Source organism: Hydrogenophaga sp. (assembly GCF_018780075.1).
GTDB lineage: Bacteria > Pseudomonadota > Gammaproteobacteria > Burkholderiales > Burkholderiaceae_C > Hydrogenophaga.
Map to the genome: position 1 here is coordinate 106,505 of NZ_JADMKB010000037.1, position 13,972 is coordinate 120,476.

At 68.3% G+C, this 13,972-nt stretch carries 14 protein-coding genes and 1 tRNA gene; 7 read left to right on the plus strand and 8 right to left on the minus strand.

The features are described 5' to 3' along the window. Positions 1–67 precede the first annotated feature (67 nt). Complete coding sequence (locus IV088_RS08800) at positions 68–490, minus strand: rubrerythrin family protein (protein ID WP_077328371.1); 423 nt, start codon at positions 488–490, stop codon at positions 68–70. Between the two features lie 285 nt (positions 491–775). Between IV088_RS08800 and IV088_RS08805 the strand changes: the two genes are divergently transcribed. From IV088_RS08805 to IV088_RS08820, 4 genes are all read left to right on the plus strand, one after another. Beyond that, positions 776–1,384 (plus strand): VOC family protein, encoded by a 609-nt coding sequence (locus IV088_RS08805; protein WP_291100620.1) that lies wholly within the window; start codon positions 776–778, stop codon positions 1,382–1,384. 357 nt (positions 1,385–1,741) lie between these two features. After that, positions 1,742–3,472, plus strand: a complete 1,731-nt coding sequence (locus IV088_RS08810) for an FAD-dependent oxidoreductase (RefSeq protein WP_291100622.1) — start codon at positions 1,742–1,744, stop codon at positions 3,470–3,472. A 16-nt stretch (positions 3,473–3,488) separates the two neighbouring features. Continuing rightward, positions 3,489–3,677: a DUF2783 domain-containing protein gene (locus tag IV088_RS08815; protein ID WP_236962254.1), complete on the plus strand. Its 189-nt coding sequence runs from the start codon at positions 3,489–3,491 to the stop codon at positions 3,675–3,677. Positions 3,678–3,748: 71 nt separating this feature from the next. Continuing rightward, positions 3,749–6,655 (plus strand): valine--tRNA ligase, encoded by a 2,907-nt coding sequence (locus IV088_RS08820; RefSeq protein ID WP_291100627.1) that lies wholly within the window; start codon positions 3,749–3,751, stop codon positions 6,653–6,655. Positions 6,656–6,674: 19 nt separating this feature from the next. Here IV088_RS08820 and IV088_RS08825 read toward each other — a convergent pair whose 3' ends face one another. The 4 genes from IV088_RS08825 to cysM all read right to left on the minus strand — a co-directional run bounded on the left by IV088_RS08825 (position 6,675) and on the right by cysM (position 9,593). Continuing rightward, positions 6,675–7,724 carry an NAD(P)-dependent oxidoreductase gene (locus IV088_RS08825; RefSeq protein ID WP_291100630.1) on the minus strand — a complete coding sequence of 350 codons (1,050 nt, stop codon included), beginning with the start codon at positions 7,722–7,724 and terminating at the stop codon, positions 6,675–6,677. A 54-nt stretch (positions 7,725–7,778) separates the two neighbouring features. After that, positions 7,779–8,006 carry a sulfurtransferase TusA family protein gene (locus IV088_RS08830; RefSeq protein ID WP_291100633.1) on the minus strand — a complete coding sequence of 76 codons (228 nt, stop codon included), beginning with the start codon at positions 8,004–8,006 and terminating at the stop codon, positions 7,779–7,781. 87 nt (positions 8,007–8,093) lie between these two features. After that, positions 8,094–8,621, minus strand: a complete 528-nt coding sequence (locus tag IV088_RS08835; RefSeq protein ID WP_291100636.1) for an NUDIX domain-containing protein — start codon at positions 8,619–8,621, stop codon at positions 8,094–8,096. Between the two features lie 69 nt (positions 8,622–8,690). Next, entirely contained in the window at positions 8,691–9,593 is a 903-nt protein-coding gene (gene cysM / locus IV088_RS08840) for a cysteine synthase CysM (protein ID WP_291100639.1), read from the minus strand. A 41-nt stretch (positions 9,594–9,634) separates the two neighbouring features. On the opposite strand from cysM, the gene IV088_RS08845 reads away from it, so the two are divergent. Next, a tRNA-Leu gene (locus IV088_RS08845) sits at positions 9,635–9,719 on the plus strand. 52 nt (positions 9,720–9,771) lie between these two features. Here IV088_RS08845 and IV088_RS08850 read toward each other — a convergent pair. Both IV088_RS08850 and IV088_RS08855 read right to left on the minus strand, forming a co-directional pair. Further along, complete coding sequence (locus tag IV088_RS08850; RefSeq protein ID WP_291100641.1) at positions 9,772–10,761, minus strand: AraC family transcriptional regulator; 990 nt, start codon at positions 10,759–10,761, stop codon at positions 9,772–9,774. Next, on the minus strand, positions 10,761–11,294 hold the full coding sequence (locus IV088_RS08855; RefSeq protein WP_291100644.1) for an OsmC family protein: 534 nt from the start codon (positions 11,292–11,294) through the stop codon (positions 10,761–10,763). Before IV088_RS08855 ends, IV088_RS08850 begins: the two co-directional genes overlap by 1 nt. A 243-nt stretch (positions 11,295–11,537) precedes the next feature. Here IV088_RS08855 and IV088_RS08860 point away from each other — a divergent pair, with 243 nt between their 5' ends. After that, positions 11,538–12,350: a class I SAM-dependent methyltransferase gene (locus IV088_RS08860; RefSeq protein WP_291100647.1), complete on the plus strand. Its 813-nt coding sequence runs from the start codon at positions 11,538–11,540 to the stop codon at positions 12,348–12,350. Positions 12,351–12,353: 3 nt separating this feature from the next. After that, positions 12,354–13,181 (plus strand): methyltransferase domain-containing protein, encoded by an 828-nt coding sequence (locus IV088_RS08865; RefSeq protein ID WP_291100650.1) that lies wholly within the window; start codon positions 12,354–12,356, stop codon positions 13,179–13,181. 40 nt (positions 13,182–13,221) lie between these two features. On the opposite strand, the gene IV088_RS08870 is transcribed toward IV088_RS08865, so the two are convergent. Then, the gene (locus tag IV088_RS08870; protein WP_291100652.1) at positions 13,222–13,968 is read right to left on the minus strand and encodes a glycoside hydrolase family protein; all 747 of its coding nucleotides are present in this window, start codon (positions 13,966–13,968) and stop codon (positions 13,222–13,224) included. Between the last annotated feature and the right edge of the window lie 4 nt (positions 13,969–13,972).

Below are 13,972 nucleotides of genomic sequence, written 5' to 3' on the forward strand. Positions count from 1 at the left end.
CCGCCGGGCCGCCAGCGTTGCCCCCTTGAGGGGGTCGCGCGCAGCGCGGCGGGGGTGTTCCAGTCAATCAGTCCACCAGCTCGTTGAGCGCTTTTTGATACCGGTTCGCGTGCGAGCGCTCGGCCTTGGCCAGGGTCTCGAACCAGTCGGCCACCTCGTCAAAACCTTCGTCGCGCGCGGTCTTGGCCATGCCGGGGTACATGTCGGTGTACTCGTGGGTTTCGCCGGCCACGGCGGAGGCGAGGTTGTTGCGGGTCGAGCCAATGGGCAGGCCGGTCGCCGGGTCGCCGGACTGCTCCAGGAACTCCAGATGGCCGTGGGCGTGGCCAGTCTCGCCTTCGGCGGTGGAGCGGAACAGAGCCGCCACGTCGTTCTGGCCCTCGATGTCGGCCTTGTTGGCGAAATACAGGTAACGGCGGTTGGCCTGCGATTCGCCCGCGAAGGCGTCTTTCAGGCACTGCTCGGTTTTCGAGCCTTTCAATGCGGCCATGGGTCTATCTCCTTGTCGTGGGTGGAACAACGCCCAGCGAGGCCGCCCAAACACAGGCCGGACCCGCTGAGACGAGGGTCACCTTACGCCCGTTCGCGGAGGGCCGTCAATTGTTCTGGGCTATGCGCAGCATTGCGCGAGGCTATGGGCAGCACCCAACTGATAACCGTTCGCAGCGCCATCGACAAGCCCTCGGGAAACCCTCAAACTGGCGCGGACACCGGCCAGCAAAGAATTTCGTTTAGATAAATTCGTTATGCTCCGTTGAATCACAGGAGACACACCATGAACACCGCCCTGCCCCCGCCCGCCGCCGTTCAGCAGCTGCACCACTACGCCTACCGGGCCAAGGACGCCGAGGAAACGCGCCGCTTCTACGAGGACATCCTGGGTTTGCCGCTGTACCACATCATCCAGAGCGACGTGGTGCCCAGCACGGGCGAGTACTGCCCGTACACGCACTTCTTTTTCCGCCTGCAAGATGGTTCGTTCATCGCCTTTTTCGACCTGGGCGACGATGAGGCCGCGCTGCCGAGCCCGAACACGCCGAAGTGGGTGAACCACATCAGTTTCCGCGTGAACACGGTGCAGGAGCTGGAAAACACCAAGGTGCGGCTGCAGGCGCACGGTGTGGAGGTGCTGGGCGTGACGGACCACCACATCTTCAAGAGCATCTATTTCTTTGACCCGAACGGCATCCGGATGGAGCTGACCGCGCAGCTGGCGGATGAGTTCGAGATGCTGCAGGAGAGCAAGACGGCGCACGCGAGGCTGGCGGAGTGGAACGCACGCAAGGAGCAGTGGCGGCGCGAGCGGGCCGAGGGCAAGTCGTCTGCGCCGTTGAAGCCGCAGCAGAACGACCGGCCTGAGTTTGTGGGTCGTTCTTTGGCTTGACCCGATGTGGGTTGGCATTGACCTTGCCGTTGGCATTACTCCGGTCTGCGGCGGCCGGGGTGACCGGCTCCGCTCGTGTCCCCCGCCAACGGCTTCGCCGTTGTCTCCTCCTTTACCTCGCTGCGCCGGTCACCCCGGCCGCCGCAGACCTCTTTGGCGCGCACACGTTGGGTACCCGTCCGCTCAACCACATGTGGTGGCTCGGTAGGGCATGGCGCTCTGCGCAGCGAAGTAAAGGAGGAGGCACGGCGCAGCCAAGCCGGGGGACATGAGCGGAGCAGAGCGCCATGCCCTACCGAGCCCGCGAGAAAGATGAGCGAAACCTGAACCAGCCAAACAAGACAGAGGACGACAAAGATGCAGCACAACACATACAAAGAAGCAGCCCACACCAACAGCTACGAGTTCACCCAGGGCAGCGGCTACGTGCTGCCCGAATACCCCTTCGTCCCGCCACCCGAACTCAGCAGCGAACAGACCACCAGACACCCGGTGGTCATCGTCGGCGGCGGCATCACCGGTCTCACCCTCGCCTGCTCGCTCTCGCGCCTCGGCGTGCAAGCCGTGCTGCTCGACGAAGACAACACCGTCGGCGTCAAAGGCGCCTCGTCGCGCGGCATCTGCTACACCCAGAAATCGCTCGAAATCTTCGAGCGCCTCGGCATCTTCGAGCGCATCGCGGCCAAAGGCATCCAGTGGAGCGTGGGCCGCACCTTCGCCGGCGACGACGAGGTCTACAGCTTCGACCTGCGCCAGCAGGGCAACTTCCACCTCTCCAGCCAGCCCGCCTTCATCAACATCCAGCAGTTCTACATCGAGGGCTACCTCGTGGACCGCATCCAGGCGCTGGGCGCGGTCGAGTTGCGCTGGCAAAACCGCCTCACCGCCTTCGAGCAGAACGACCAGTACGCCACGCTCACCGTCGACACCCCCGCCGGCAGCTACCGCATCGAAGCCGAGCACGTGATCGACGCCACCGGCTCCAACAGCCCACTGCGCAAGTGGCTGCAGATCCCCGCCGACACCAAGCGCGGCGACGACCGCTGGTGCATCGCCGACGTGCGCTTCACGAAACAGCCACCGGTCGAGCGCCACACCTGGGTCGAAGCCCCGTTCAACGAGAACCGCGCCGTCTGGCAGCACCTGATGGCCGACGACGTCTGGCGCATCGACTACCAGATGGCGCCCAACGCCGACCCCGAACACGTGAGCCGCGAAGACGTGGTGCGCGAGCGGCTGGCGCGCCAGTTCGGCCCCGACGCGGGTGTCGAGATCGTCTGGGTCGGTCCCTACGCCTACCGCAGCGAGTGCGTGCACCGCATGCGCGAGGGTCGCGTGTTCTTCATGGGCGACTCGGCCAAGGTCGTCAGCCCCTTTGGCGCGCGCGGCGGCAACACCGGCGTGTCCGACGCCGACAACCTGGCCTGGAAACTCGCCGCCGTGCTGCAGGGCAAGGCGCACCCCAGCCTGCTGGAGAGCTTCAACGACGAGCGGCTGGAGGCAGCCCGCGAGAACGTGCGCGTCACGCACCGCACCGCGCGTTTCCTGCGCCCGGCCGACGGAATCGAGCGTGTGTTCCGCCACGCCGTGATCGGCCTGGCCAAACAATTCCCCTTCGCGCGCCCCATGGTCAACACCGGCCGCATGGCCGTGGCCAACCCCTACAGCGGCTCCGGTGCCTGCACCTACGCCCACACAGACCGTGGCCGCAGCGCGGCCGGCCAGAGCGTGCAGAACGTGCGCTTCACCTGGGCCGACGGCGGCGAAGGCACGGTCAACCGCCTGCTCGACTGGGCGCATGGCGACCTGCTGCTGCTGGTGTTCGGCGACCAGCCCGCCGCGGCGCTGCAGCGGGTGCGCCGCCTGTGCGCCGACGCACCGCTGCGCGCGGTGCAGGTGGTGCCAACAGAGGGTCGCTCGCAGTGTGTGGAACACGTGCTCGACCCCAAGGGCCACCTGCAGGGCGCCTGCCATGTGTTCGGCCACGCCTGGGCGCTGGTGCGGCCCGACGGCTACCTGGCCGCCACCGGCGAGGCGGTGGACGGCCGGCTGGTCGCCGCCATCGAACGCTCACTCGGCCTGCGCTGAACCCATTGGACACACCATGAAAACCACCCCGAACCTCCAGGACGCCGATGGCTTCTACGAGCAGCTGCTCGACGCCCACCAGGGCCTGAGCCGCGAATCGTCCGAGCTGCTCAACGCCCGCCTGATCCTGCTGCTGGCCAACCAGGTGGGCGACGCGCGCGTGCTTGCCGAGTGCATCGCCGCCGCCCGCCAGCCCCTCGAATAAAATCAGGGACTTCCCGAGCTTTCCCTGACGGCGCCCTGCGGGGCGCCGTTGCACTTTTTGCGCCCACCCCCATGTCTGACACCCTGCTCCAACCCGGCCTGCAATCGCTCTCCAAATCGTTCGAGCCCGCCGCGCTCGAAGCCCACTGGGGGCCGGAGTGGGAGCAACGCGGCTACGGCGTGGCCGGTTTCCGGGGCACCTCCGCCCCCAGCGCCGAGGCCGCCGCGCAGGGCAAGAACTTCGCGATCCAGCTGCCGCCGCCCAACGTGACGGGCACGCTGCACATGGGCCACGCGTTCAACCAGACCATCATGGACTCGCTGACGCGCTACCACCGCATGAGCGGCTTCAACACCGCGTGGGTGCCCGGCACCGACCACGCCGGCATCGCCACGCAGATCGTGGTGGAGCGCCAGCTGCAGGAGCAGAAGCTCAGCCGCCACGACCTGGGCCGCAAGAATTTCGTCGCCAAGGTGTGGGAGTGGAAAGAGCAGAGTGGCAACACCATCACCACACAGATGCGCCGCATGGGTGACAGCGTGGACTGGAGCCGCGAGTACTTCACCATGGACGACAAGCTGAGCAAGGTCGTCACCGACACCTTCGTGAAGCTGTACCAGCAGGGCCTGATCTACCGCGGCAAGCGGCTGGTGAACTGGGACCCGGTGCTGATGTCGGCCGTGTCGGACCTCGAAGTGGAGAGCGAGGAGGAAGACGGTTCGCTCTGGCACATCCGCTACCCCGTGGACGGCTCCACCGAGTCGCTGGTGGTCGCCACCACGCGCCCCGAGACCATGCTCGGTGACACCGCCGTGATGGTGCACCCGGAAGACGAACGCTACGCCCACCTGATCGGGAAGCAGGTCAAGCTGCCGATCACCGGCCGCCTCGTGCCCGTGATCGCCGACGCGTATGTGGACAAGGCCTTCGGCACCGGCGTGGTCAAGGTCACACCGGCCCACGACCCGAACGACTACCAGGTGGGCCAGCGCCACGGCCTGGCCATGTTGACCATCTTCAGCCTGGAGGCCAAGGTGTCTGCCGCCGAAGCGTCTGACATCCCGACCGCCTACGTGAGCCTGGACCGCTTCGTCGCGCGCAAGCAGATCGTCGCCCAGCTGGAGGCCGAGGGCCTGCTGGTCGAGGTCAAGAAACACAAGCTCATGGTGCCGCGCTGCGCCCGCACCGGCCAGGTGATCGAGCCCATGCTGACCGACCAGTGGTTCGTGGCCATGACCTCCAAGGGCAATGAACACAACACCAGTGGTACCTCGATCGCCGACAAGGCCATTGCCGCCGTGCAGTCGGGCGAGGTGACGTTTGTGCCCGAGAACTGGGTCAACACCTACAACCAGTGGATGAACAACATCCAGGACTGGTGCATCAGCCGCCAGCTCTGGTGGGGCCACCAGATCCCGGCCTGGTACGACGAGCAGGGCCAGGTCTACGTGGCGCGTTGTCTCGAAGACGCCCAGGCCCAGGCCGGCGCCGGCAAGGTGCTGACACGCGACGAAGACGTGCTGGACACCTGGTACTCGTCGGCGCTGGTGCCGTTCAGCACCATGGGCTGGCCTGAACAAGGCGAGGCCGCCACCGACGACTACAACCTCTACCTGCCCAGCAGCGTGCTGGTCACCGGCTACGACATCATCTTCTTCTGGGTCGCCCGGATGATCATGATGACGACGCACTTCACCGGCCGCGTGCCGTTCAAGCACGTCTACATCCACGGCCTGGTGCGCGACGCGCAGGGTCAGAAGATGAGCAAGAGCGAAGGCAACGTGCTCGACCCGGTGGACCTGATCGACGGCATCTCGCTCGCGCCCCTGCTGGAGAAACGCACCATCGGCCTGCGCAAACCCGAGACCGCGCCCAAGGTGCGCAAGCAGACCGAAAAGGAGTTTCCTGAAGGCATTCCAGCCTACGGCGCCGACGCGCTGCGCTTCACCTTCGCCGCGCTGGCCTCGCTGGGCCGCAGCATCAACTTCGACAGCAAGCGCTGCGAGGGCTACCGCAACTTCTGCAACAAGCTCTGGAACGCCACCCGCTTCACGCTGATGAACTGTGAAGGCCAGGACTGCGGCCTGAAGGAGCACACCAAGGCCGACTGCGAAGTCGGTGGCCCGGCGCACGGCTACCTGAGTTTCAGCCAGGCCGATCGCTGGATCGTCTCCAAGCTGCAGCGCGTCGAGGCCGAGGTGGCCCAGGGCTTCGCCGAGTACCGCCTGGACAACGTGGCCAACACGGTCTACGACTTCGTCTGGAATGAGTTCTGCGACTGGTATCTGGAAATCGCCAAGGTGCAGATCAACACCGGCAACGAAGCGCAGCAGCGCGCCACGCGCCGCACCCTGATCCGAACGCTGGAAACCATCCTGCGCCTGGCGCACCCGGTCATTCCCTTCATCACCGAAGAGCTGTGGCAAAAGGTCGCTCCCGTGGCCGGCCGTGCCGGTGCATCGGTCAGCATCGCCGCCTACCCGGTGAGCCAGCCCGAGCGCATCGACACCGAGGCCGAGGCCCATGTGGCCAAGCTCAAGAGCCTGGTGGACGCCTGCCGCACGCTGCGCGGCGAGATGAACGTGTCGCCGGCCACGCGCCTGCCGTTGTATGTGCTGGGCGACACGGCCTTCATGCAGGCCGCCGGGCCGGTGCTGCAGGCCCTCGCCAAGCTGAACGAAGTGAAGGTGTTTGACGACGAGGCCGCCTGGGCCGCTGCCGCGCAAGCCGCGCCCGTGGCGGTGGTGGGCGACGCCCGCCTCTGCCTGTTCATGGAAATCGACGTGGCCGCCGAGAAGGTCCGCCTGTCCAAGGAAGCCGCGCGCCTCGAAGGCGAGATCGTCAAGGCCAACGGCAAGCTGGGCAACGAGGCCTTCGTGGCCAAGGCGCCGGCGGCGGTGCTGGAGCAGGAAAGGAAACGTTTGGCCGATTTCACGGCCACGCTGGCCAAGGTGCGCGAGCAGCTCGCGCGCCTGTGATCAGCCCGCGGGCGATGCCTCAGCGCGGGGCATCACCCGGGGCCATCGCGCTCCATTGAGAGGGCGTCTCGATCTGCGGCCACTCGGGATCGGGCGAGCTGTCCAGGCTGTCCAGCACCGAGAAGTCGCTCAGCGGCAACTCGCTCCGCACCACGGTGGGCGACAGCGATTCGTGGATGCGGTGCGCCACGTACCAGCTGGCGCGCAGCTTGGCTTCCCGGGTGTGCGAACCCAGGCGGGGCGTGAGGTGCAGGTTGGGGATGTCGTGCAACGGCGTGCCCGGCGCGGCCAGGCCCGGGTGGGCTCCGTCGAGCAGGCAGGCATCGATGCGCCCATCGGTCAGCGCGAGCGCCAGCGCCTCGGCATCGAACAGCGAACTGCGGCTCACGCCCACCCAGAGCTGCCCCGGCTTGCAATGGTTGAGCAGTCGCTCGTTGATCCAGCCGCGAAAACGCGAGGCGTAGACCACCTGCAATGAGATCGCGTCGGAACGGGCCAGCAAATCGGTGACGGAGGTGGGCTCAACGCCCAGCTTCTCCCAGATGGGCGCCGCGTGGTGCACCGCGGGGTCGTAACCCAGCAGGCGCACCCCCAGGCCTTTGAGCATGGGCGCCAGCGTGTGCGCCACGGGCGCCAGGCCGAGCAGGCCCACCGTGCTGCCCGCCAGCTCGCGCCCCATGCGCACCTGCGCCAGCTTGCGGCCCAGCAGCGCGCTCACCATGCCACGCCGGTACAGCATCAGGAGACCATAGAGCAGGTACTCCGCGTTGGAGCGGACGGTGGCGCTGCGCGCCTGCACCACCCGCACCTGCCGCCGGGCACACGCCTCCAAGTCGGTGTTGTCGCTGGAGATCTGCATGCGCGCGACCACCTTGAGCAGCGGCGCAAAGTCCAGAAACTCTCTGGACACCACCACATGGGGCGGCAGCACCAGCGCGCGTGTTTTGTAGACCTGCGCGCGCAAGGCCATCGGATCGTCTCCCAGCTCGGGGAGAACGGTCACTTCGTGCCGTTCCTGAAGCCAGCTCAGCGCTTCGGGAACCAGCGGATCAATCAGCAGGACTTCCATGGGGGTAAAGATCGGTGGCGATTGCGGCTCACCGCAACCCCCTGAACCGACGCTTCAGCGGCGTTTGAGCACCGTGATGAAGTCGCTGCCCTCGGTGGCCTGCTCCAGCAACTCGTTGCCGGTCTGTTTGGCAAACGCCTGGAAGTCACGGACCGACCCGGCGTCGGTGGCAATCACCTTCAGTGTCTGGCCGCTGGTCATGTCGGACAAAGCCTTCTTGGCCTTCAGAATGGGCAGCGGGCAGTTCAGGCCGCGGGCATCGAGTTCTCTGGTGGCGTTCATGGCGGTTTCCTGTAGATGGCAAATTTTAAGCGGGCCAGCCGCTGGTCCGTCAAAAATGTATCAATTGGTATGCGCCGCCATGCCGTGTCAGCTGGGCGGCAGTTCCATGAACTGCGGTTCGATGCCCAAGGAGCGCAACCAGTCGGCCATGGCGAGCCCGGTGCCCGCGGGCCAGCACTTGACCTGTTCGGGAGGCAGCAGCTTGTATTCGACCAGCTCGGGCGACAGCCGGATCTCGCCCTCGGCCAGTGCGTGGTAGGTGATGAGCACCTGGTTCATGCGCTGAAAATCGTGCACGCCCACCAGGCGCAAGGCGGTGACGGTCAGCCCCGTCTCTTCGGCGATCTCACGCCGAATGCCCTCTTCCGGCGTCTCGCCCGCCTCCATGAAACCGGTGATCAGGGCAAACATGCGGTTCTGCCAGGCCGCGTTGCGGGCCAGCAGCACCTTGTCGCCCACCTGCACGATGCCGGCCAGCACGGGTGTGGGGTTGTTCCAGTGCGTGAAGCCGCAGGCCGTGCAACGCAGGCGCTCCTTGTAACCGCCGTCTTCCTCGCTGCCGACGAGGGCCAGCGGTGTGGCGCAGCTGGGGCAGAAACGAAACTCCGCGCTCATCAGGCAACCTCCGCTCTTCGAGCTGCGGTGCGAGCTTGCTTGGGGCGGTCCGGCGCGGCGCTCATGCGGTCAAGCGGGGAAAACGCCGGTCGAGAGGTAGCGGTCGCCGCGGTCGCAGACGATGAAGGCGATGGTCGCGTTCTCGACCTGGCTCGCGATCTGCTGCGCCACCCAGCAGGCGCCCGCGGCCGAGATGCCGGCGAAGATGCCTTCTTCGCGCGCCAGCCGGCGGCACATCTCTTCCGCGTCGCTCTGGCTCACGAGCACCAGCTCGTCCACGCCGGAGGGATCGTAGATCTTGGGCAGGTACTCCTGCGGCCACTTGCGGATGCCGGGGATGCGCGAGCCCTCGCTGGGCTGCGCACCGACGATGCGGATCGCCGGGTTCTTCTCTTTCAGAAACCGCGAGACGCCGGTGATGGTGCCGGTGGTGCCCATGGCGCTCACGAAGTGCGTGATGCGCCCGCCGGTCTGCTCCCAGAGCTCGGGACCGGTGGTTTCATAGTGGATGCGCGGGTTGTCGGCGTTGGCGAACTGGTCGAGCACCCGGCCCTTGCCCTCTTTTTCCATCTTGTCGGCCAGGTCGCGCGCGTACTCCATGCCACCGCTCTTGGGTGTGAGGATCAGCTCGGCGCCGAACGCCTTCATGGTCTGGGCGCGTTCGATCGACAGGTCCTCCGGCATGATCAGCACCATGCGGTAGCCCTTGATGGCGGCGGCCATCGCCAGCGCGATGCCGGTGTTGCCCGAGGTGGCTTCGATCAGCGTGTCGCCGGGCTGGATCTCGCCGCGCTCCTGGGCGCGCTGGATCATCGAGAGCGCCGGGCGGTCCTTCACCGAGCCGGCCGGGTTGTTGCCTTCGAGCTTGCCCAGCACCACATTGCCCCGTGCCTGGTGGTCGGCGGCGCCGATGCGCTGCAGCGCCACCAGTGGCGTGTGACCGATGGCATCTTCAATCGTCGGATAGTTCATGGGCGCCACTGTGCCATAATTTCGCGCTCCACACAGTCAACGCCCGGGTGGTGAAATTGGTAGACGCAGGGGACTCAAAATCCCCCGCCGCAAGGCGTGCCGGTTCGATTCCGGCCCCGGGCACCACAGACAAGGCCGCACAGTTTTCGCTGTGCGGCCTTTTTTGTTTGTCACGCGGTCAGTGGGGCAACCCCTCGCGTTGGCCGCGCTGACCGTGCTGGCGGCGCCAGGTGGCGGGCGGCTGCCCGAACTCGCGCCGGAAGGCACGGCTGAACGCGGTGTCGGTCTGGTAGCCGACCTCTTCGGCGATGTGCGCCAGGGGCGCGTTGCTGCGGCACAGCAGGTGGCTGGCCAGCAGCATGCGCCACTGCGCCAGGTAGTGCATGGGCGAACTGCCCACCAGTTGCTGAAACCGTTCGGCCAGCACCGAACGCGAGGTGTTGGCCGAACGCGCGAGGGTTTCCAGCGTCCAGGCCTGCGCGGGGGCGGCGTGGATCGCCTTGAGCGCGGCACCGACGACGCGGTCGTTCACGCCGGCCAGCCAGCCGGTGTGGCCGTCCGGGCTCGATGCTTCGTTCATGTAGATGCGCAGCACCTCGATGAACAGCACTTCGGCCAGCTTGGCCAGCACGCCGGCGCCCCCCGGTCGTGGCGAGCGCGCTTCGGCCAGGGCATAACGCAGCGAGGCTTCGAGCCAGGTGCCGGCGTTGGAGCCGCGCACGTTGACGCGCAGCAGCGGGGGCAGGCCGCTCAGCAGCATGCGCGCCAGGCGGGCGTCACAGGCCAGGTAACCACAGACCAGCCGGCAACCCGCACCGCCGCCGCCATAGGCCAGCAGGCGCGGGCGCCGTGACAGCACCTCGTCGAGCCGCGCGCCCGATGCCGGCGCCAGGCCGGGCTCGGAGGCCATGCGGTGCGCGTGGCCCTGCGGAAACACCACGGCGTCGCCCGCGATCAGATGCACCGGCGGCTGGCCGTCGAGTTCGACCCAGCAGTCGCCCTCGGTGATCAGGTGGAAGATCACCACCCGCTCGGCGTGGGGCTCCAGCAAGGGCGCCGCAGCGTCGGCGTGGGGCGACTGGTAGCACCAGGGGGCGGTGAAGCGCCCGTGGATGAAGATCGCGCCGACCAGGCGCACCACCCGCAAGGTCTCGGACAGGGCGTCCATCAGTGGGCCGGCACGTCGATCTGCAGGTCGATGGGCATGGCGGTTTCGATGGCGCCGCCCACCGGAGAGTGGCGGCAGCTGGCCTCGACCAGCGCATGCAGCCGCTCGGCCGCCACCCCCCGGGCGGACAGCCGCACCCGCAGCCGCATGTCCAGCGGGCCTGCGGGCACCGGGCGGCCGTCCACCCCGCTCATGCCCAGCAGGCCACGGGCGTCGCTGCGGCTGCCCGCCTCGACCTCCAGCAGGTCGAGCACGATGCCCTCGGTGGCCGCCGACATGGCGATGCGCGTGGCGGTGCACGAGGCCAGACCCGCGCGCATCAGCCAGCCGGGGCTCACCTGGTCGCCGCTGCCGCCGAGCTCCAGCGGCATGTCGGTGCTCACCGCGTGGCCATCGGCGTGATGCGTGACCACCCGCATGCCGCCGGTCCAGCGCGACAGGGCAGGCGCGTCTTCGTGCAGGCCCGCCTCGGGACGGCGCTGAAAAACCGATTGCACCCGTTGCAGGGCGGCGGCGATGGCGGTGGCGCTCATGGGGAGGCTCCGGTGGATGGGGTCTGACCGCATTGTGGAAGTTGCGGGTCGGGTTGACCAGTGGCGCGCGCCGCGTCCGTGCGCCGGTGGACGAAGGGGCAAGGCGGCGGGACGCTCGGACAGGGTGCACCCACGCCAGGCCGCCCGGCCGGACGATGGAGCAGCCAAGGCCGACGCCGGGGCAGGACGTGGCGCGCCCGAAGGGCCACAGTGCCTCCACCCCCAACCCACTGGAGACACCCCATGAACGCCCCCGTTGATTTCTCTGCCCTCAAGACCCGGCAACAAGGCGCATGGGCCAGCGGCGACTACGCCGTGATCGGCACCACGCTGCAGATCGTCGGCGAGCAACTGGCCGAGGCCTGTGACCTGCGCTGCGACGAGCGGGTGCTCGACGTGGCCGCCGGCAACGGCAACGCCACCCTGGCCGCGGCGCGCCGGGGGTGCCTCGTCACCTCCACCGACTACGTGAACAGCCTGCTGGAACGCGGCGCCGAGCGGGCGCGCGCCGAGCGGCTCAACGTGCAGTTCCAGGTCGCCGATGTCGAGGCCCTGCCCTTCGCGGACGGCAGCTTCGACGCGGTGCTGTCAACCTTCGGCGTCATGTTCGCGCCCGACCAGCGTCGGGCGGCCGCCGAGATGGCCCGCGTCTGCCGCCCCGGCGGGCGCATCGGCCTGGCCAACTGGACGCCCGACAGCCTGGTGGGCCGCATGTTCAAGGTGCTGGGGCGCCACCTGCCACCGCCCGCCGGCGTGTCGCCGCCGTCCTTGTGGGGGGTGGAGCCGCATGTGGCGGACCTGTTCGGGGATCGCGCGGCGGGCCTCCAGGTGACGCCGCGCCATTTCAACTTCCGCTACCGCTCCGCCGCCCATTTTGTCGAGGTGTTTCGCGACTGGTACGGGCCGGTGCACAAGGCCTTCGCCGCGCTGCCGGCCGAGCAGGCACAGACGCTGGAGCGGGAGCTGATCGAGCTGCTGGAAAGCCTGAACCGGGCGGGCGCCGCCTCGCTGGTCGTGCCCAGCGAGTACCTGGAAATCGTGATCACCGTGCGCTGAACCATGGAACCGAGGCTGCAACGCCGTGTCCAGCGCTACGGCTGGGACCTCGCGGCCCCGGGCTACGAAGGGCTGTGGGGCGCGCAGCTGGCGGGTGTGCAGGCGGCGCTGCTGACCGGCGCGGCCTTGCGGCCGGGTGAGCGGGTGCTGGACCTGGCCTGCGGCACCGGCCTGGTGACCCTCGCGGCGGCGCGGGCGGTGGCGCCGTCGGGCCACGCGCTGGGCACCGACCTGTCGGGCGAGATGGTCGCCCTGGCCGCGCAGCAGGCCCAACGGCAGGGCGTGAGCAACGCCGGCTTCACCCGCATGGACGCGGAGCACCTGGCGGTGGCCGACGGCAGCGTGGACGCGGTGCTGTGCTCGCTGGGTCTGATGTATGTGCCCGGGCCCGAGCACGTGTTGAGCGAGGCCCGGCGCGTGCTGCGTCCGGGCGGTCGCCTGGTGGCGTCGGTGTGGGGCGAGCGCGCCCGCTGCGGCTGGGCGGGCGTGTTGGGCATCGTCGACGCCGAGGTGTCCAGCGAGGTCTGCCCGCTGTTTTTCCGCCTCGGGCAGGCGGGGGCGCTGGCACGGCTGTGCGCCGAGGCCAGCCTGGCGCCCGTCGAGGAGCACCGGCTGCGCAGCACGCTGACCTACGAAGACGGCGGGCAGGCTTGTGACGCCGCGCTGGTCGGCGGCCCGGTGGCGCTGGCCTGGTCGCGTTTTGACGAGGCCACGCGGGAGCGGGTGCGGGAGCGCTACCTGGCGTCGCTCGCCCCGTGGCATGTGGGGACCGGGTATGCGGTGCCGGCCGAGTTTGTGGTGCTGGTGGCGCGGGCACCGGCGGCGCCCTGAAAGCCGAGGCTGGCGTGAAGGCCTGCGCGGGCGCGCGCCCTCAGCTCCGGTCGGTTTTCGCCGTGCGGGCTTTGGGCTGGTCCTTGACCGGACGGTTCTCCGCAGTGCCCGCGCGCGCGAGTTCGTCCTTCACCAGGCCCTGGTACACCTTGGGCAGTTCGCGGCTCATGCTGTTGTTCTCGATGCCGTAGCCCAGGCTGGTCCAGGTGCCCGAGAGGCGCCGCAACACGGGCTGGATACGCCCCTGGCGCAACTGGGCCGGCAGGTTGCCCCAGCGCGACTCGGACAGCCAGGCGTGGATCACCTCGTCCTGGTACACCGGGGCGAAGCTCAGGCCCACGGCGTCCATCGCATCGTCGGTGCGCTGCGGGTGGTACTTCGCCGCCAGCTCCAGCCAGGTGCTGTAGAGCAGCTGGTAACGCCCGGCGGCGGTGGAGCAGTTGCCCCGGTTCGGCCCCTGGCCGATCGACTCGCAGCGGTTGGGGTGCCGGTCCAGCGTGCCCACGTAGTCACCGCCATACATCACGTGGTAGGGCCGCCGCACATTGGATTCGCTGGCCGAGATGGTGCGCATCAGCGCACGCAGGTAGGGGTCGCCGCCTTCCATCACCAGCGGCTGCGTGCCGGGCAACAGCAGCCAGGGCCGCCACAACCACAGCAGCAACAGCATGACCAGCACCGCCGCCAGCGTGAGTCCGACCCGGGCGCGCCAGGGAGAGTCCCAGAAGCTGGGCGGACGGACCGTGGGTGGTGGTGGTTCGGTGATCGGTGGCAGGGTGGCTGACATGCGA